Origin of the sequence: Streptomyces sp. NPDC059994, assembly GCF_042737755.1 — a bacterium.
Taxonomy (GTDB): Bacteria; Actinomycetota; Actinomycetes; order Streptomycetales; family Streptomycetaceae; genus Streptomyces.
This window is the reverse complement of sequence record NZ_JBHWUR010000142.1, coordinates 1-17,443: the sequence shown is the minus strand read 5'-3', so window position 1 is coordinate 17,443 and position 17,443 is coordinate 1. Positions and strand designations below refer to the sequence as shown.

The 17,443-nt window shown below is 68.7% G+C and carries 18 protein-coding genes and 1 tRNA gene; 12 read left to right on the top strand and 7 right to left on the bottom strand.

The annotated features are described in order from the left end of the window. Positions 1-49 precede the first annotated feature (49 nt). The 3 genes from ACFWA7_RS36660 to ACFWA7_RS36650 all read right to left on the bottom strand — a co-directional run bounded on the left by ACFWA7_RS36660 (position 50) and on the right by ACFWA7_RS36650 (position 2,592). Positions 50-1,264: an FAD-dependent oxidoreductase gene (locus ACFWA7_RS36660; RefSeq protein WP_385827409.1), complete on the bottom strand. Its 1,215-nt coding sequence runs from the start codon at positions 1,262-1,264 to the stop codon at positions 50-52. A 136-nt stretch (positions 1,265-1,400) separates the two neighbouring features. Continuing rightward, complete coding sequence (locus ACFWA7_RS36655; protein WP_385827407.1) at positions 1,401-1,856, bottom strand: carboxymuconolactone decarboxylase family protein; 456 nt, start codon at positions 1,854-1,856, stop codon at positions 1,401-1,403. 181 nt (positions 1,857-2,037) lie between these two features. Further along, on the bottom strand, positions 2,038-2,592 hold the full coding sequence (locus ACFWA7_RS36650) for a hypothetical protein (RefSeq protein ID WP_385540487.1): 555 nt from the start codon (positions 2,590-2,592) through the stop codon (positions 2,038-2,040). Between the two features lie 173 nt (positions 2,593-2,765). On the opposite strand from ACFWA7_RS36650, the gene ACFWA7_RS36645 reads away from it, so the two are divergent. From ACFWA7_RS36645 to ACFWA7_RS36605, 9 genes are all read left to right on the top strand, one after another. Beyond that, the gene (locus tag ACFWA7_RS36645) at positions 2,766-2,936 is read left to right on the top strand and encodes a hypothetical protein (RefSeq protein ID WP_385540489.1); all 171 of its coding nucleotides are present in this window, start codon (positions 2,766-2,768) and stop codon (positions 2,934-2,936) included. A 362-nt stretch (positions 2,937-3,298) separates the two neighbouring features. After that, the gene (kdpF, locus tag ACFWA7_RS36640; protein WP_063801986.1) at positions 3,299-3,388 is read left to right on the top strand and encodes a K(+)-transporting ATPase subunit F; all 90 of its coding nucleotides are present in this window, start codon (positions 3,299-3,301) and stop codon (positions 3,386-3,388) included. An 8-nt stretch (positions 3,389-3,396) separates the two neighbouring features. Then, a complete protein-coding gene (gene kdpA, locus ACFWA7_RS36635) occupies positions 3,397-5,061 on the top strand; it encodes a potassium-transporting ATPase subunit KdpA (RefSeq protein ID WP_385540491.1) in 1,665 nt (554 codons plus the stop codon). After that, complete coding sequence (gene kdpB, locus ACFWA7_RS36630; protein ID WP_385540493.1) at positions 5,058-7,190, top strand: potassium-transporting ATPase subunit KdpB; 2,133 nt, start codon at positions 5,058-5,060, stop codon at positions 7,188-7,190. Before kdpA ends, kdpB begins: the two co-directional genes overlap by 4 nt. Positions 7,191-7,196: 6 nt before the next feature. After that, positions 7,197-7,880 carry a potassium-transporting ATPase subunit C gene (locus tag ACFWA7_RS36625; protein WP_385827405.1) on the top strand — a complete coding sequence of 228 codons (684 nt, stop codon included), beginning with the start codon at positions 7,197-7,199 and terminating at the stop codon, positions 7,878-7,880. Positions 7,881-7,929: 49 nt separating this feature from the next. After that, complete coding sequence (locus ACFWA7_RS36620; protein WP_385540497.1) at positions 7,930-8,637, top strand: response regulator transcription factor; 708 nt, start codon at positions 7,930-7,932, stop codon at positions 8,635-8,637. Positions 8,638-8,717: 80 nt separating this feature from the next. Then, positions 8,718-8,792 (top strand): 50S ribosomal protein bL37, encoded by a 75-nt coding sequence (locus tag ACFWA7_RS36615; protein ID WP_371657075.1) that lies wholly within the window; start codon positions 8,718-8,720, stop codon positions 8,790-8,792. Positions 8,793-8,872: 80 nt separating this feature from the next. Next, complete coding sequence (locus ACFWA7_RS36610; RefSeq protein WP_385827403.1) at positions 8,873-9,361, top strand: nucleoside deaminase; 489 nt, start codon at positions 8,873-8,875, stop codon at positions 9,359-9,361. Between the two features lie 181 nt (positions 9,362-9,542). Continuing rightward, positions 9,543-10,742, top strand: coding sequence for a serine hydrolase domain-containing protein (locus tag ACFWA7_RS36605; protein WP_385827401.1), 1,200 nt, complete (start codon positions 9,543-9,545; stop codon positions 10,740-10,742). 71 nt (positions 10,743-10,813) lie between these two features. Here the strand turns inward: ACFWA7_RS36605 and ACFWA7_RS36600 are convergent, their stop codons facing one another. Both ACFWA7_RS36600 and ACFWA7_RS36595 read right to left on the bottom strand, forming a co-directional pair. After that, positions 10,814-10,978, bottom strand: coding sequence for a hypothetical protein (locus ACFWA7_RS36600; RefSeq protein WP_385827399.1), 165 nt, complete (start codon positions 10,976-10,978; stop codon positions 10,814-10,816). A 237-nt stretch (positions 10,979-11,215) separates the two neighbouring features. After that, the gene (locus tag ACFWA7_RS36595) at positions 11,216-12,415 is read right to left on the bottom strand and encodes a protein kinase (RefSeq protein WP_385827397.1); all 1,200 of its coding nucleotides are present in this window, start codon (positions 12,413-12,415) and stop codon (positions 11,216-11,218) included. Between the two features lie 154 nt (positions 12,416-12,569). On the opposite strand from ACFWA7_RS36595, the gene ACFWA7_RS36590 reads away from it, so the two are divergent. Further along, positions 12,570-13,826, top strand: coding sequence for a helix-turn-helix transcriptional regulator (locus ACFWA7_RS36590; RefSeq protein WP_385827395.1), 1,257 nt, complete (start codon positions 12,570-12,572; stop codon positions 13,824-13,826). A gap of 14 nt (positions 13,827-13,840) precedes the next feature. Next, the gene (locus ACFWA7_RS36585; RefSeq protein ID WP_385827392.1) at positions 13,841-14,206 is read left to right on the top strand and encodes a hypothetical protein; all 366 of its coding nucleotides are present in this window, start codon (positions 13,841-13,843) and stop codon (positions 14,204-14,206) included. Positions 14,207-14,452: 246 nt separating this feature from the next. On the opposite strand, the gene ACFWA7_RS36580 is transcribed toward ACFWA7_RS36585, so the two are convergent. After that, positions 14,453-15,589, bottom strand: a complete 1,137-nt coding sequence (locus ACFWA7_RS36580) for a TIR domain-containing protein (protein ID WP_385827389.1) — start codon at positions 15,587-15,589, stop codon at positions 14,453-14,455. Positions 15,590-16,275: 686 nt separating this feature from the next. Next, positions 16,276-16,347 (bottom strand) — tRNA-Arg (locus ACFWA7_RS36575). A gap of 167 nt (positions 16,348-16,514) precedes the next feature. Between ACFWA7_RS36575 and ACFWA7_RS36570 the strand changes: the two genes are divergently transcribed. Continuing rightward, positions 16,515-16,952: a response regulator gene (locus ACFWA7_RS36570; RefSeq protein ID WP_385540558.1), complete on the top strand. Its 438-nt coding sequence runs from the start codon at positions 16,515-16,517 to the stop codon at positions 16,950-16,952. Positions 16,953-17,443 lie beyond the last annotated feature (491 nt).

The following is a 17,443-nucleotide window of genomic DNA, read 5'->3' as shown; positions in this document are numbered from 1 at the left end:
GGGTACGGGCGCGCTGTGCGCCCGTACCCGCCCGTCGGCGGCTGTTGTCTCAGACCCGCTCGGGGGTCCGTACGTGCTCGGGCCGCGGCCCGTACCCGATCATCCGGGCGATCAGCTTCCGCATCGGCCGCACATGCTCCGCTACCGCCAGGAACCGCGGCGGCTTGGACTCGCGCGTGCCGTGCAGCGTCGGCGCGATCAGCTGGTTCTGGAGCAGGATCTGCATGCGCTGGATGGCGACCGCCGCGGGCAGCCGCCGGCGCTGCACGGCCGCCAGCTCCTCGGTGCTCACCGCGCCCCGCCGCAGCGGTTCGGCCAGCAGGTTGGCGGTGGCCACCGCGTCCTGCACGGCGACGTTGATCCCGAACCCGCCGACCGGCGACATCGCGTGCGCGGCGTCCCCGATGAACAGCAGCCCCGGCCGGTACCACCGCCTCAGCCGCTCGACCCGGACCTCCAGCATCCGCGCGTCCGAGAACTCGATCTTGTCCGGCCGGTCGCCCATCCACGGCAGCAGTGCGCGCACGCTCTTGCGCAGTGAGTCGATGCCCTCGGCCTGGAGCTCGGCGTACCGGCCCTTGGGGATGACGTACGCGAACTGCCAGTACGTGTCCCGGCAGATGCCGATGAGCAGGCCCTGCTGGCCCATGCGGATGAAGGTGTCCGGCGGGTCGCTCTCCTCGCGGGGGATCCGGAACCACAGGTCGTCCATCGGCGCCCCGAAGCCCTGCGGGACGAGCCCGGCCGGGCGGCGCAGCACCGAGTCGCGGCCGTCGGCGGCCACGGTGAGGACCGCGCGCAGCTCGTGCTCGCCCTCGGCGTCGCGGTAGCGCACGCCACGGGCCGTGTCGCCCTCGCGGATCAGACCGTGCACCTCCGCGCCCATCTTCAGATGGAAGTTGGGGTACTTGGCGGCCTCGGCGGCGAGCAGGTTGAGGAAGTCCCACTGGGGGACGAAGGCGATGTACGGGTACGCGCCGGACAGCAGCCGCTGGTCGGCGACGAGTACGTCACGGGTGTCGGTGACCATGTTGATCCCCGGCGTGGTGCGGTGCGGCAGCTCCAGGAAGCGCTCGGCGAGGCCCAGCTCGGCGAGGACGTCCAGGGTGGAGGGGTGGATCGTGTCGCCGCGGAAGTCCCGCAGGAAGTCCCGGTGCTTCTCCAGGACCGTGACCTCGATGCCGGCCCGGGCGAGCAGCAGCCCCAGCATCGCGCCGGCCGGCCCGCCCCCGACTATGCAGCAGGTGGTTGTCTCGGTTGCCATTCGTGCCACCTCGGCGTCGCGCATGGATGTCGTACGGAGTCGATCTCGGCGAGCATGCCGCACCGGTGTCGCGGGTGCCAAGGTCGAACAGATCGGATGAGGCGTCAGAATCCGTACGGCAACCGGAAGTTGGTATTCACCAGGTCTGGCCGCCCTGCTGGCGGGTGGCCGCGTTGAGGCGGTTGTAGAAGTTGCTGACGCCTATCCACAGCACCAGGGCCGCGAGCGGCTTCTCCTCGTAGTGCCGGGCGGCCTCGTCCCAGACGTCGTCGGGGACCGGCTCGACGCGGTCGTTGAGCCGGGTGACGGACTCGGTGAGGGCCAGCGCGGCCCGCTCGGCGTCCGTGAAGTACGGCGTCTCGCGCCAGGCGGCCACCGCGAACAGGCGCTCCGCGCTCTCGCCGCCCTTCATCGCGTACCGGGTGCCGGAGTCGACGCAGGCGCTGCATCCGTTGATCTGGCTGGCGCGCAGATGGACGAGGTGCATCGTGGTGGCGGGCACTCCGGCGCTGTGGGTCGCCTTCTGAAGTCCCCGAACGGCCTCCATCGCCCCCGGGACGAGCGTCGCCGGGCTCGGCATCCGTGCTTCCATGACTGTTCTCCTGGCTGCCACTCGCTGCGTGGCCTGGGCTCCGACTGTCATGGAATTGACGAAGCCGGACATAAAAGTGTGACGAGCGCTTCGCTGGAGGTGCGGATATTCGTCCGCGGGCCGTCTGTGGCCGGTCGCGCGGTTCCCCGCGCCCCCAGGAGGTGCGGTGCCGCGGCGACTCTCAGTTCAGGCCCGACACCCTGAACACCCCCCGGGCCGTCTCCCGGTCGACCCGGGCCGAGACCTGCCGCAGTGCCGTCTCGCCGCAGCGGAGCGTCCCGCGCGCCACGCTCGTACGGGCGCCCGCGTCCACCAGGCGCCACAGCGGCGGGTTGGCGATGAGCACCCGGGGGTCGATCTCGGCCCGGCCGCCCTCCGCGTCGCGCAGGACGAGGCGCTGGGCGACCCCGTCCGACCAGCGCGCCGACACCAGCCGGTCGGTGCGCACGGCCCGAGCCCGCAGCGGCCCGCGCGCGACCAGCGATCCCGGGGCCGCCGACACCCGGGCCGGCCACAGCACCAGGAGCAGCAGCACGGCCAGGCCCGTCCACAGCGCGGCGCGCCAGGGCGTGAGGGTGCCCGCGCCGGTGTCGATGAGCAGCAGCAGACCGAGCAGCACGGCCGCGCACCCGGCCGCCGAGCGCGCCTCACCCGCCCAGGTCCGGTCGTACACCGCGGGCGGCCGGTCACCCGCGCCCGTCGGGGAAAGGCGTGTCCGTCGTCCCATGGCTCTCATGCCCGTGACGCTAAGGACCGTGCCCGGGCCCGTCGGCGTCCGTTGATGAACCGTTGATGCCCGCACGGTAAGTCTTGACGGCGGGCATATGGCTCCCTGACGCCGCGTCAAGATCCCGTCAGCGCGCGGGCCCCGGGCGTCAGGGAGGCGTCAAAGCGCACTTCGGGGCGTGGATGAAGGCACTGGACGAGGTGACCGCGATCAACCTCCGCCACCACGACCAGGCGATCGCCTCGGGCCGGGACGCGATCTCCACCCTCGCCCCGACGGCCGGGGCGGCCCTGGTCCTGATGGCCGGGCTGATCGGCCTCGGCCTGCGGCCCCGGCTGGCGGAGTTCCGCTGAGGGGTGCGGACGGGCGGGCCCGCCCGGCTCACCCCACGGAATCCAGGTCTATGTACGAGCCATGCAGGCGCGGCTCGACGGCCTTCTCGCAGCGCTTCACGCGGTTCGCACGCCGCCCCGCCCCGCCGCATGGCAAACCGCGTATGAAAGGCGTCAAGGACGCGCCGGTAGCCGTAAGGGGCCCGTCAACGAAACGTGCGGAGGCGGCGCGGAGAGGTTTGCTCTGGAGGTCCGCACATTTCCCCGCTCATTTCCGAGCCTCTTCCAGTTCTGGAGTTCACGATGGCCGATCTGGCCTTCGTCGTCACCACGATCGCGGTATTCGCGTTGGTGGCGCTCATCGCCAAGGGGGTGGCGAAGCTGTGACTGCCGAGAACATCGTCGGTCTGATCGTGGCCGTCGCCCTGCTGGGATACCTCGTCCTCGCCCTTGTGTACCCGGAGAGGTTCTGAGCCCCGCCATGTCTCCTGTTCTTTCCGGTGTGCTCCAGTTCGCCGCGCTCGCGGTGGCACTGGGCCTGTCCTACCGGCCGCTGGGCGACTACATGGCCCGCGTCTACTCCTCCGACAAGCATCTGCGCGTCGAGAAGTGGATCTACAAGGCCGTTGGCGCCAACCCTTCCACGCAGATGCGCTGGCCCGCGTATCTGAGGGGCGTCCTGGCCTTCTCGGCCGTGAGCGTCCTCTTCCTCTATCTGCTCCAGCGCCTCCAGGGCCATCTGCCGGGTTCGCTCGGTTTCGTATCGATTCCGGCGGACCAGGCGTTCAACACGGCGGCGTCCTTCGTGTCGAACACCAACTGGCAGTCGTACTCGGGCGAGCAGGCCATGGGCCACGTCGTCCAGACCGGCGGCCTGGCGGTGCAGAACTTCGTCTCCGCCTCGGTGGGCATCGCGGTCGCGGTCGCCCTGGTGCGCGGCTTCGCCCGCTCGCGTACCGGTGAGCTCGGCAACTTCTGGTCCGACCTGGTGCGCGGCACCGTGCGGATCCTGCTGCCGATCTCGGTGATCGGCGCGCTCGTGCTCGTCGCGTGCGGCGCCATCCAGAACTTCGCCGGTATTCACGAAGTCGGTCAGTTCATGGGCGGCTCGCAGCAGTGGAACGGCGGCGCGGTGGCCTCCCAGGAGGCGATCAAGGAACTGGGCACGAATGGCGGCGGTTACTTCAACGCCAACTCCGCCCACCCCTTCGAGAACCCCAATGGCTTCTCCAACCTGTTCGAGATCTTCCTGATTCTGGTGATCCCGTTCGCGCTGACGCGGACGTTCGGGAAGATGGTCGGAAGCGTCAGGCAGGGATACGCGATCCTGGCCACGATGGTCACCATCTGGGTCGGCTTCACCGCCTTGATGATGTGGACCGAATTCGCCCACCACGGACCGGCGTTCGACATCGCCGGCGGTGCGATGGAGGGCAAGGAGACCCGCTTCGGCATCGGCGGCACCTCGATCTTCGCGGTCGCCTCCACGCTGACCTCCACGGGCGCGGTGGACGGCTTCCACTCCTCGCTGACCGGTTTCGGCGGCGGTATCACCATGCTGGGCATGCAGCTGGGCGAGATCGCGCCGGGCGGCACCGGCTCGGGCCTGTACGGCATGCTGATCATGGCGATCATCGCGGTGTTCCTGGCGGGCCTGATGGTGGGCCGTACGCCGGAGTACCTGGGCAAGAAGATCGGCACCCGCGAGATCAAGTTCGCGGCCTGCTACATCCTGATCACCCCGGCCCTGGTCCTGGGGTTCACGGCGGTCGCCATGGCGATGCCCTCGACCCGCGACTCGATGACCAACTCGGGTGCGCACGGCTTCTCCGAGGTGCTCTACGCGTACACCTCGGGCGCCAACAACAACGGCTCGGCGTTCGCGGGTCTGAACGCCAACACCGAGTGGTTCAACACGAGTATCGGCCTCGCCATGCTGCTCGGCCGGTTCCTGCCGATGGTGTTCGTGCTCGCCCTGGCTGGCTCGCTCGCCGAGCAGAAGCCGATCCCGGAGACGGCGGGCACGCTGCGTACCAACAAGCCGCTGTTCACGGGCCTGTTGACCGGAACGATCCTGATCGTCACCGGTCTGACCTACTTCCCGGCGCTCGCGCTGGGACCGCTGGCCGAGGGGCTGGCGTCATGACCACGAACCTGAAGTCCGAGGAGCCCGGCTCCATGTCCACTGTCACTCCCACGCGTGCCCCGCACAGCGACGTCCCCACCGGTCACAAGGACCAGGGGAAGGTCGGCGGGGGCCTGTTCGACCCCAAGCAGCTCCTGAAGTCCTTCCCGGACGCGGTCAGGAAGCTGGATCCCCGGGTGATGGTCAAGTCACCCGTGATGTTCGTAGTCGAGATCGGATCGGTCCTGACCACGATCCTGGCGGTCAAGGACCCGGGGGACTGGTTCGGCTGGGCGATCGCGGGCTGGCTGTGGCTGACCACGGTCTTCGCGAACCTCGCGGAGGCGGTCGCGGAGGGCCGGGGCAAGGCGCAGGCCGACACCCTGCGCAAGGCCAAGACGGACACGGTCGCCCGCCGCCTCAACGGCTCTGTCGAGGAGCGGGTGCCCGGCACCGAGCTGCGCATCGGCGACCTCGTGGTCTGCGAGGCGGGCGACATCATCCCCGGCGACGGTGACGTCGTCGAGGGCGTCGCCTCCGTCGACGAGTCCGCGATCACGGGTGAGTCCGCGCCGGTGATCCGCGAGTCCGGCGGCGACCGAAGCGCCGTGACCGGGGGCACGAAGGTCCTCTCCGACCGGGTGGTCATCAAGATCACGACGAAGCCGGGTGAGACGTTCATCGACCGGATGATCAACCTGGTCGAGGGCGCGGCGCGCCAGAAGACACCGAACGAGGTCGCGCTCAACATCCTGCTCGCGTCGCTGACGATCGTGTTCCTGCTGGCGGTGGTCACCCTCCAGCCGTTCGCGAAGTACGCGGGCGCCGAGCAGTCGATGATCGTGCTGGCAGCCCTGCTGGTCTGCCTCATCCCGACGACGATCGGCGCGCTGCTCTCCGCGATCGGCATCGCGGGCATGGACCGCCTGGTCCAGCGCAACGTACTGGCGATGTCGGGCCGCGCGGTGGAAGCGGCGGGCGACGTCTCGACGCTGCTCCTGGACAAGACCGGCACGATCACCCTGGGCAACCGCCAGGCGTCCGAGTTCGTACCCGTACGCGGGACGACCGAGGCCGAGGTGGCGGACGCCGCCCAGCTCTCCTCGCTGGCCGACGAGACCCCCGAGGGCCGCTCCATCGTGGTCCTCGCCAAGGAGAAGTACGGGCTGCGCGAGCGCCACCAGGGCGAACTCGTGGGCGCCGAGTGGATCGCCTTCACCGCCCAGACCCGTATGTCGGGCGTGGACGTGGACGGGCGCAGGATCCGCAAGGGCGCGGCGGGTTCGGTCGTGGCGTGGGTGAAGGAGCGGGGCGGCAGTGTTTCCCAGGACGCCCAGGCGCTCACCGACCGGATTTCCCAGGCTGGTGGCACGCCGCTGCTGGTGGCTCTGGAAGATGCTGAAGGCGCCCGCGTACTGGGCGTCATCCACCTGAAGGACGTCGTCAAGGAGGGCATGCGGGAGCGGTTCGAGGAGCTGCGCCGGATGGGTATCAAGACGGTCATGATCACGGGTGACAACCCGCTGACCGCCAAGGCCATCGCCCAGGAGGCGGGCGTGGACGACTTCCTCGCCGAGGCCACCCCCGAGGACAAGATGGCTCTGATCAAGCGCGAGCAGGCCGGCGGCAAGCTGGTCGCGATGACCGGGGACGGCACCAACGACGCCCCCGCGCTGGCGCAGGCGGACGTGGGCGTGGCCATGAACACGGGCACGTCGGCCGCCAAGGAGGCCGGCAACATGGTCGACCTCGACTCCAACCCGACCAAGCTGATCGAGATCGTGGAGATCGGCAAGCAGTTGCTGATCACCCGGGGCGCGCTGACCACGTTCTCCATCGCCAACGACGTGGCGAAGTACTTCGCGATCATCCCGGCGATGTTCGCGGTGGTCTACCCCGGCCTGGACAAGCTCAACATCATGAGCCTGCACAGCCCCGAGTCGGCGATCCTCTCGGCGGTCGTCTTCAACGCCCTGATCATCATCGCGCTCGTCCCGCTCGCCCTCAAGGGCGTCCAGTACAAGCCCACCAGCGCCGACAGGATGCTCCGCCGCAACCTCGGGATCTACGGCCTCGGCGGCCTCATCGCCCCGTTCATCGGCATCAAGCTCATCGACCTGATCATCTCCCTCATCCCCGGAATCGGCTGACCTGCGATGAACAACTCAGTTGGAAACACCGCCCGGTTGATCGGCGCGGGCCTGCGCGCCCTGCTGGTCCTCACGGTGATCTGCGGCGTCCTGTACCCGCTCGCCGTCACCGGCATAGCCCAGGCCGCCCTCGGCGGCAAGGCCAACGGCTCGGAGATCAAGTCGCAGGGCAGGGTGGTCGGTTCGGAACTGATCGGCCAGCGCTACGACCTCCCCAAGAAGAACCCCTCCGACGCCGAGGAGGCGGCCCGCCCGGACCCGCACTGGTTCCAGCCGCGCCCGTCCAACGGCCTCGGCTCCAACAAGGCGAACGGGATCAACACCCAGTACGACCTGATCGTGTCGGGCGCGACCAACCTCTCCGGCGACAACGACAAGCTCATCCAGCAGGTGAAGGACGCGAAGGCGGCGGTGGTACGGGTCAACTCGACCCCGACGTACAAGGTCGAGCCGTCCGACGTCCCCGCCGAGGCGGTCACCTCCTCGGGCTCGGGCCTGGACCCCGACATCTCCCCGGCGTACGCGAAGCTCCAGATCCACCGGGTGGCGCAGGTGAACGGCCTGCCGGTGGCGGAGGTGGAGAAGCTGGTCGCGGACAACACCACCGGCCGGATCCTCGGCTTCATCGGCGAGCCGCGCGTCAACGTCCTGAAGCTGAACATCGCACTGAGGGAGGCAGCGGGGAAGTGACGGGCTTAGGGGCGGGGGCGGGACTGGCGGCGGCGGAGGGGGCGGGCTCATGACAAGGGTGCTGGTGGTGGAGGACGAGCCGCAGCTCGTACGGGCGCTGGAGATCAACCTCAGAGCACGCCGGTACGACGTGGACGCGGCCCCCGACGGCGAGAGCGCCCTCACCCTGGCCGCCGCGAACCCACCGGACGCGGTGCTCCTGGACCTGGGCCTGCCGGACATGGACGGCATCGACGTGATGCGCACACTGCGCCGCTGGTCGAGGGCCCCGATCCTGGTGGTGTCGGCCAGGAGCACCTCGGACGAGAAGGTGGAGGCGCTGGACGCGGGCGCGGACGACTACATCACGAAGCCGTTCAGCATGGACGAGCTCGTGGCGCGGCTGAGGGCGGTGACGCGGCGGGGGGACGGGACCGGGACGGCACGGGCGGAGCCGGGGTCGGGGGCCCCGGGCCGGGTGTCGACCCCGGCCTTCACCCTGGACCTCCTGGCGAAGAAGGCGACCCGCGACGGCGCCCCCGTACGCCTCACGCCGACGGAATGGCACCTCCTGGAGGTACTGATCCGCCACCGGGGCCGCCTGGTCACCCAACGCCAACTGCTCCAGGAGGTCTGGGGCCCGACGTACCGCACCCAGACCAACTACCTCCGCGTATACATGGCCCAACTCCGCCGCAAGCTGGAGGCGGACCCGTCGCACCCGAGGTATCTGGTGACGGCGCCGGGGATGGGGTACCGGTTCGAGTTCGAGGTGTGAGGGGGAGGGGCGGAACGTAAGGTAGGGCAAAATAGGCTATTACAGGCCTATTGCAGACCTTACGTAGGGAGACGAGGGCCATGTCGAAGCGAGGCAACAAGCGTCGGGCGCGGAAGAAGAAGAGCGCGAACCATGGGAAGCGCCCGAACACGTAATTCGTGATCCGGGGCGTCCGGACGACGCTCGTACGGCTCGTACGCCTCGCGCGGACGCACAGCGAGGCCACAATGACGTGATGGAACTGGCGGCAGCACGTGCCCTGCTCCCCGTAGCGGTCCAGGAGGCGCGAGCCGGGCTGGCCGAGGGAGGCATCCCGATCGGCGCCGCGCTCTACGGCGCGGACGGCCGCCTCCTGGGCCGCGGCCGCAACCGCCGCGTCCAGGACGACGACCCCTCGATGCACGCGGAGACGGCGGCGTTCCGCGCGGCGGGCCGCCGGCGGACATACCGCGGCACGACGATGGTGACGACCCTGTCCCCCTGCTGGTACTGCAGCGGCCTGGTCCGCCAGTTCGGCATCACCCGGGTGGTGATCGGCGAGGCGTCCACGTTCGGGGGCGGGCGTGAGTGGCTGGGGGAGTGCGGGGTGGAGATCGTGGTGGTGGACGACGATGAATGCCGGTCGCTGATGCGGGAGTTCGTGGCGGCGAATCCGGAGCTGTGGGGGGAGGACGTCGGGGTGGACACCGGGGTGGACACCGGGGTGGACACCGGGGAGGGGTGAGGGGGCGCGCGGCGGACCGGCGTGACATGCGCGCCGATGGGGCCGAACGTTCGACGTAGGCCCGAACGAGTGGACTCGCAGGGACGCGTACGGCACGGGGGTCTCTCTCCTGGGTCCGGATGGTGGCGTTGCTTCCCCAGCCCCGATCCGGAAGAGACGCCCCCACATGAGACGCCCCGATATGAGACGTACCCCCTCCCGACGTCTGTTCGCCGCCGCGCTGCTGGTGGCGTCCGTACTGGCCCCGACGGCAGCGACGCCTGCCATTGCCTCCCACGCGGTGGGGTGTGACCGGTACGGGCCGGACAGGTGCCCGTCGGACGGCCTCGGCCCAGAGCTGACCGCCCGGCTGGACAAGGCCATCGAGGACGTCCGCCGGCAGGCCGACATCCCCGGCGTCGTGGTCGGACTGTGGATGCCGGGCAAGGGGAACTATGTCCGCGCGACCGGGGTGGCCGACACGACCACCGGTAGGCCGATGAGCACCGACTTCTTCACGCGGATCGGCAGCGAGACGAAGACCTTCACGGTAACGGCGCTGCTCAAGCTGGTGGACGACCACCGGGTCCGCCTGGACGACCCGATCTCCACCTACATCCGAGGCGTGCCGAACGGCCGCCGGATCACCCTGCGCCACCTCGCCGAGATGCGCAGCGGCCTCTTCCCGTACACCAGCGACCCGGACTTCGAACACGACCTGCTGAGCGACCCGAGCCGTACGTTCACGCCGCACGAGGTCCTCGCGTACGGCTACAAGCACAAGAACACCTTCGCGCCGGGCACGCAGTTCCAGTACTCCAACAGCAACCTGGTCCTCCTCGGCCTGGTGATCGAGAAGGTCAGCGGCCTGCGCGCGGCCGACTTCATCGAAAAGCGGGTAGTCCGCCCGGCCCACCTGGACCACACCCTGTTCCCCAAGGGCCCCGAGTTCCCCAAGCCGCACGCCCGCGGCTACACCAACCAGACGCTGAGCGGCGACATCGAGGACTCCACCGACTGGAACCCCAGCTGGGCCTGGACGGCAGGAGCCATGATCTCGAACCTCCAGGACCTACGCCGCTGGGCCAAGATCGTCGCCACGGGCACACTGCTCACCCCGGAGACCCAGAAGCAGCGCCTCAAGACACTCCCCACGGGCTACCCCGGTACGAGCTACGGCCTGGGCATCTTCAAGAGCGGCGGCTGGACCGGCCACAACGGCTCCATCCCGGGCTACGAGTCCGTGACGGTCTACCTGCCGTCCCAGAAGGCGACGCTGGTGGTGCTGCTGAACACGGACATCACGTACCAGGGCCAGGAGCCGACGTCGCTGGTTGCGCGGGCGATCACGCAGATCGTGACACCGCGCAATGTGTACGACCGGCCGGTGCCGCCGCGGTAGCCCCTTCACGGGGTCGGGCCCCGGTCTGCGTTCGGGGTGTGGATGCGGGCCGGGGTTGAAGGTGGGGCGGCTCAGGCGTTCTTGGGCGGGCTGGCGAAGCCAGGAGTTGGGCCGGGCTTGGGCTGCTCGGGCGGGAGCAGGGGAAGCGGCCGACCCGCGCGGAAGGCTTGTGCGAGGCTCACCAGCGCGTCGGCGGTCGTGTCCTTGCGGGTGTCGGGGGCGACGTGGTCGTACACACGCCACGGCCCCGCCGGGTTCTCCGGTCCTCCGGGGCGACGACCCCGGGAAGGCCCATGTGCCGCAATACGGCATCCACGTGCCGGGCCTCTTCAGCGTTCACGCCGTCACCTCTCTCGTACTGCCTGGGGCCAGCCTATGAGTCGTCGGAGCAGTGCGAGGCGCAGTTGCCGGGCGGCGAGGCGTCCACGTTCCGGGGCGGGGATGCGTAGGAGCGTCGGGGGTTGCTCCAAACCTCACCGCGCGCTGAACATGAGGGCCAAGTGCACATCGTGGATGGTGGGGCGGTCGCCGGGGTGATGGCTCAGCATTGCCTCAATGGTCTTGCCGAGGACACCCGGTAGCTCGACCTCGTGCCGCCTGCCGTCCGCGACAGCCTGACGCTGCACACTGCGATCCGCGTCGTCGTCGTACGGGACGGCCCTCACCCCGGTCGCCGAGACCAGCAAGGAAGCTCCCAGGGCGTAGACGTCGGACGCGAACGTGGGCTTGGCGGTGCCGGTTGCCAGAACACTCCGGGCGATCTCTGGGGCCTCGTAGTGCACCAGGCAGCCTGGGTACGCGAAGTCGTAGGCGGGCGGGAGGACATGCCCCTGTGCCAGGGCGAGATCGATCACTGCCACCTTCTCGTCGCTCAGCAGAAGGTGAGCGGGCCGGATATTGCCGTGGATCCAGCCCCGGGCGTGGAGTTCAGCCACTGCCGAAGCGCAAGCAGCTGCTTCCGCGAGGGAGACTTCGGGCGTTGCGTCGGCCGCCCGATACGGCTTCCACGTATCCCACAGGTCCACACCCTCCCGCCAGGTCTGGACGTTCCAGGTGCCGTGTTCCCACACGCCGTAGACCGCGAAGGCGCCGAGCCGGCGGAGGACGGCACCTTCACGGGCAGGGGCCGAGGCGGTCCAGGCGCGGTCGGGTGCGGCGGGCCAGCCCACCTTCGCGAGGTGTCGGCCGTTGCTCAGCTCCACTTCCCACAACGTGCAGCCGTGTCGATGGGCGAGCAGTCTGTGGTCGTTGGGCTGGATCATGGCGCGGACGGCCTTGGGCAGCTTGTGCGGTTCATCGACAATCAAATGGAGGCTCCTTTCAAGAAGTCGGGCGCGACAAACTGCGGCAAGGCGCTCGGCGACTTCACCGATGGAGCGCATGTACTGGTACGCGTCCCGAAGCGGCCTGTCCGGCCCGGGCCGGCGGCTCAGATCCATCAGCCCGTACGCCTCGCGGTACAGGCCGCGAACCAAAGGGTCGTCGTCGAATCCCAGATCCTCGGCCAGGAGCAGCTCAAGAGCACCGATCGCCTTCCTGGTGAGTGAGCTGACTCGCATGCGGTCCGATGTAGTGCGTCCGGCCGCCAGGAGGTCGTTCACCATGTCGTCCACGACCTTCAGGTCGAGTGGCGGCTCAGCGCTTCCTGATCTCACCGAGTTCTGTGCTTTCATGCCTGCACCCTTATGGCGTTGTCCGGCTCGTTCGCCTGTCAACACCAAGCAGACCGTGCGGAGTTGGAGATCTCCACGGCGTCCATGCGGCACTCTTGATGCAGATCCGATGCACCGCCGGACACGGGCGGAGCGAGGCGGGAAAGGAGCCGCTGTGGGCCTTGCCGAGCGGCGGAAAGTCCTGGGTTTCAGTCAAGAAGCTCTTGCTCATGCGCTTGGCGTCGACCGCACCACGGTCGGCCGCTGGGAAACCGGAAAGACGGAGCTCCAGCCTCTGCTGCGCCCGAAGCTGGCCGAGCTTCTGCAAGTCGACCTTGCTGAACTTGACGCCCTGGTGGCCCAGCCACGAGCCGCCCTCCAGGAGCCCGCGCGGTCGTCGCGAAGCGACCATGACGCCCCGGGGGGCACTGACGACATGATCCGACGCGAATTCCTGCGCGTGATTGCCGTGACGGGAGCCTTGCTGGCCCTGACCGACGACGAGACGGAAGCGCTCGCGGAGGGGGTGCGTCGAGGCGCCTCCGCCGACTTCCTTCGGATGAACGACCACCTGTGGCAGGTGTATCAACTGGCCCGCTCGAAGGGCCCTGTTGCCCCGATCGTGCGCGATCAGCTCGCGGCGCTGAAGGACTGCTTGAACGGTCGCAGGCGGGCCGAGGCCCAAGAGCTCTGCGGGGCGGCGGGCGACCTCTTCCAGCTCGCCGGGGAGCTCGCGTTCGACAGGAACCAGTACTCGGACGCCGCAGCTTCGTACAACTTGGCCGCCTCGGCCAGTCACGGGGCCGGATCGTTCGACCTCTGGGCATGCGCCCTCGTGCGGCACGCGTACGTAGACCTGTACGACCACCGGTACGGCGAGGCCGCCGATGTCCTCTCGGCCGCAGCCCGAGTGGCGCGGAAGGGTGACACCCACCTGTCGACGCGGCATTGGGTCTCTGCCGTCCAGGCGGAGGTGTACGCCGGTCTCGGTGACCTGGACGGATGCGAGCGGGCCCTGGCGGAGGCCGAGAAGGTGCTGGAGCTGCCCGCACCTGTGCACAACGGCGGCTGGCTCCGTTTCGACGGCTCGCGCCTGGCGGAGGAGCGGGGTGCCCGATACGTCAGGCTCGGCAGACTGGACCTGGCCGAGCAGGCGCTGAGGAGCGCACTGGACCAGGAAGCCCTTTCCCAGGGCCAGTCGTACAGGCGCCGGGGCGCGGTGCTGACGGACCTGGCCGCCATCGGCGCGAAGCGTCGCGACCCGGACCAGGTGGTTGCGTTCGCGGGCGAGGCCCTGCGGCTGGCGAAGCAGTCATCCTCCGGCTACGTCGCCCGTAGACTCCAGTCCCTGCAAGCTGAGTTCGAGCCCCTTGGCCGCGACCACCGCATTGCCGAGCTGGGTGCCGAGATCAGCGCACTGAGCACGAGGTGACGAGAGGGGTCGGCATGTCGCAGACCGAGGGCGCGCGGCTGTTCCGTGAGGCGTGGATCGCCGGTGTACGCAAACACTTCCCCGGCGAACCGAAGGCCGGCTACGTGACGCCGTGGGACGACACCCCCGAGTGGGAGCGCACCGCCGCCGGGGCGGTACACGCCCAGATCCGCCAGTTCCTGGAACTGACCGGCGGCCACGCTTCCCGCCTCTCCCGCGAACAGAAGAGCCGCTTCGTCGCCACATGCTGGACGGCCCAGATGTACCACCACTTCAAGGACCCGAAGCCGGGCTATGTGGCCGACTGGCCCGAACTGCCGGAGTGGCAGCGGGAAACTGATGCGGACATTTTTGAGGCGGTTGAGGAGGGCGTGGGCTGAGCTCGCTGGGAAGAGTGGCTCGAAGCTTCTGATGAGCGCATGGCTCGTCGGGCTCTCAGACCGCAGCGCCGTTCGTAGCCTTGCAGAGGCTGCGAACGGCGCCTGTCTGTCAGCCCCAGGTAGTCCAGGGGACCTCGACCATCGGCTAGAAGGAGCAAGCGCTTGCCCGGTCTCGGGTAACCTAAAGGATCAAGCACGCTAAGAACGACTCATTCGGCGAGTTGTGAGAGCCTGCTCCTCTTCGTCCTACGGCTGGTCGTCGTCTCCGATATCAATGTCATCGATCATGCGGCTCCACTCATCAACGATCGTCCGGCTGTCGATGACTTTCTGAACCGCAGCTTGAATTTTCCTGAACTGCGGCCTCAGGCGACTGCTCCCCTGTGCAGCTTCTCCGACGCTGTCTGAGAAGCCTTGGAGTTGCATCGCTGATTCACGGGTCGCACTTACAAGTTGTTCGACTTCCTTGAAGAAGTCCCGGGCAACCTGCTTGTCCTCGGCAGAAAGATCCTCTTCTGCAATCCGCCTGATGAAGCCGATGACTCCCGGGTCGATTGCGGCCAACTCGGTCCAATATTTGGCCCCGAGAGCGTCGACTTCTTCCGCGGGGCCAGATAGCCGGGTGGCTAGCGCTTGGGTCACGCGCATGCGGCCCGCGAAGCCTCCTCCTCTAGAATCGGAGGCGGTCATTTCGCCAGCGGCCCATTGCGTCTCCTCACCGATGAGCGTGATGATCTCGGCGAATCTTTGAATGGTATCTTGCCAGGTCGGTAGCGCCCCCTCCATTTCTGCCATGATCTCGATGAAGCCAGGAAGCTCTTCGTCATCTTGACTCGACGGAGTCACCTCTACCGGCATTGGGGGAGGTGCCGTCTCGATAATTTCGGCAAGTCGGAGAGCAAGCTCGTGTACCGCTTGGCGATACGCGGGTGACTCCTCGTCATCCAAGCGAAGCTCGCGCCAGTCCACCCACTGCCGTCGAGCGAGGATCTCGACCACCTCATCGGCGGGCTGGCCCTCAGCTCCTTGGGTCAACTGAGGGACGTTTACGTAATGGATGGGCAGCAAGAGCTCATGCAGCCCGAGGCTGGCCGCATGCCCGGAAAACGTGATCACCTCACGCCTGCATTCTTGACTCTTAAGAAATTTTGGCGTAATGATCGGAATCAGGAAAGTGGTGCTAGTCAGGGCCGAATCGAGCCGCACCCTCCACGCGTCACCCCATTCGATCGACCTCTTATCGAGAAAGATTCCGAGTGGGTCACCGGTAATAATCTCGAAAGCGCTGGCGATGCGCTCAGATAGACGCGTGATACGCCCGCCGTCCAATTGATCATCGCGATGCGTGTAGCTCCAGAACCCTACGGGCTGTGCTGTGGTCATGCCGTGAGAGCGTAGTCCGGGGCGGGAGCGACTGCCTGCGGTTTCGGAATTTAGGTCGGCGTAGCGGCTTGGGCTGGAGCAATTTGGGGCGAGTGATCATGTCCCTTCAAGCTTCTGGTGAGTTGGGCAGTGTGTGGACCTGCCCGTTAAGGCAAGACGTTGCGGCCATGAGGGGATCGCCCAAAAGTGGCTGCCTAAGGCCGGCGAGCCGACCGCCACAGAGGGCGTCTCCCACCTCGCGCCCGCAGTCGCCGGGGGCGGGCAGCCGGGGGCGGAGACAGGAGGCAGGCCGCGCCGCAGAGGCGGCGCGCGCCCGCGCCGTGCGCGTGCGTTGATGAAGTAGAGAAAAGTCTGAGCCAGGCAGAGGCCAGGCGCTGCAGGCGCTCACGTGAACAGCGGCTCGCCCGGCGGGTTTTGAAGGATGTCCGCGAGGGCGAGTGGGTGATTCAGGTGCCTTGATACCGGCTCCTGCGCTCGGTCCGACGGGAGGGTGCCGTCCCGACGCGGCGGCCTTCTTGGCCGGCGTGTGCTGTGCGGGCGTGTGAGTCTTGGGCGTCAGGGTCATCACGCCCGTACCACGTGATCTCTGGTGTGACGCTGCCCTGGGGCGTCCGGCGCCGCACGCAAAAAGACCCCGCACCCAGCAATGAAGCTGGCGGCGGGGTCTTCGGGCACCCAATACAAGGTGCCCCCGGCAGGATTCGAACCTGCGCACACGGCTCCGGAGGCCGTTGCTCTATCCCCTGAGCTACGGGGGCGTTCACCGCGCTTGGCGGCGACGGGTTGAACACTACCAGCTCTCGTGGGGTGGCTGTGAACAGGTATTTCGCGTGGCCCGTGGGGGTCGGGTCCCCCGCAGGGGGCGGAAGTGGGGAAAACCCGGACGCGGCGACGTTCGCGGACCTAACCTCAAGATGTGTCAGGCGTGTCCGGCCGGGTGCTTGTTGTCGACGACAACAAGGTGATCCGGCAGTTGATCAGGGTCAACCTCGAGCTGGAGGGCTTCGAGGTCGTGACCGCGGCCGATGGTGCCGAGTGTCTGGAAGTGGTGCACCGGGTCTGTCCGGATGTCATCACTCTGGACGTCGTGATGCCTCGGCTCGACGGGTTGCGTACGGCCGCGCGGCTGCGGGCGGACGCGCGTACGCGGCATCTGCCGCTCGCGATCATCAGTGCCTGTACGCAGTACGAGGTCGAGACCGGGCTCGCGTCCGGTGTGGACGCGTTCCTGGCCAAGCCCTTCGAGCCGGCCGAGCTCGTCAAGGTCGTACGGCAGCTGATGCACCGGGAGGCCCCGCCGTCCGCCGACGGCAACAGGCAGCCGGGACGGGCCGGGCGGGCGGCCGGTACGAGTCGCGGCTGAGCCGCGTCAGTCGCGTCAGCGGGGGTGGGTACGGCCTTTGCCCCCCGCCCCGGTGGGGTGCGCCCTGTCCCGTCCCGCCAGCCCCTCCGGCCCCGTCGACGGCAACCGGCAGCCCGGACGGGCCGGACGAGCCGGGCGGGCTGCCGGGGCCAGCCGTGGCTGAGGGGTAGGGGGCAGGGGAGCCCCCCTCGACACGGGTAGCGTGCGCCCGTCCCAGGCATAGGCGAGCCCGACAGGCCCCCGGCCCTGCCGCACCCCGCATCCCCCGCCCCCTGGCAGGGGCCCCCGCCCCGGCCCGGCGAACCCCACCCCTCGGCCCCGCCCCACCCCGCATCCCCCGCCCCCTGGCAGGGGCCCCCGCCCCGGCCCGGCGAACCCCACCCCTCGGCCCCGCCCCACCCCGCATCCCCCGCCCCCTGGCAGGGGCCCCCGCCCCGGCCCGGCGAACCCCACCCCTCGGCCCCGCCCCACCCCGCATCCCCCGCCCCCTG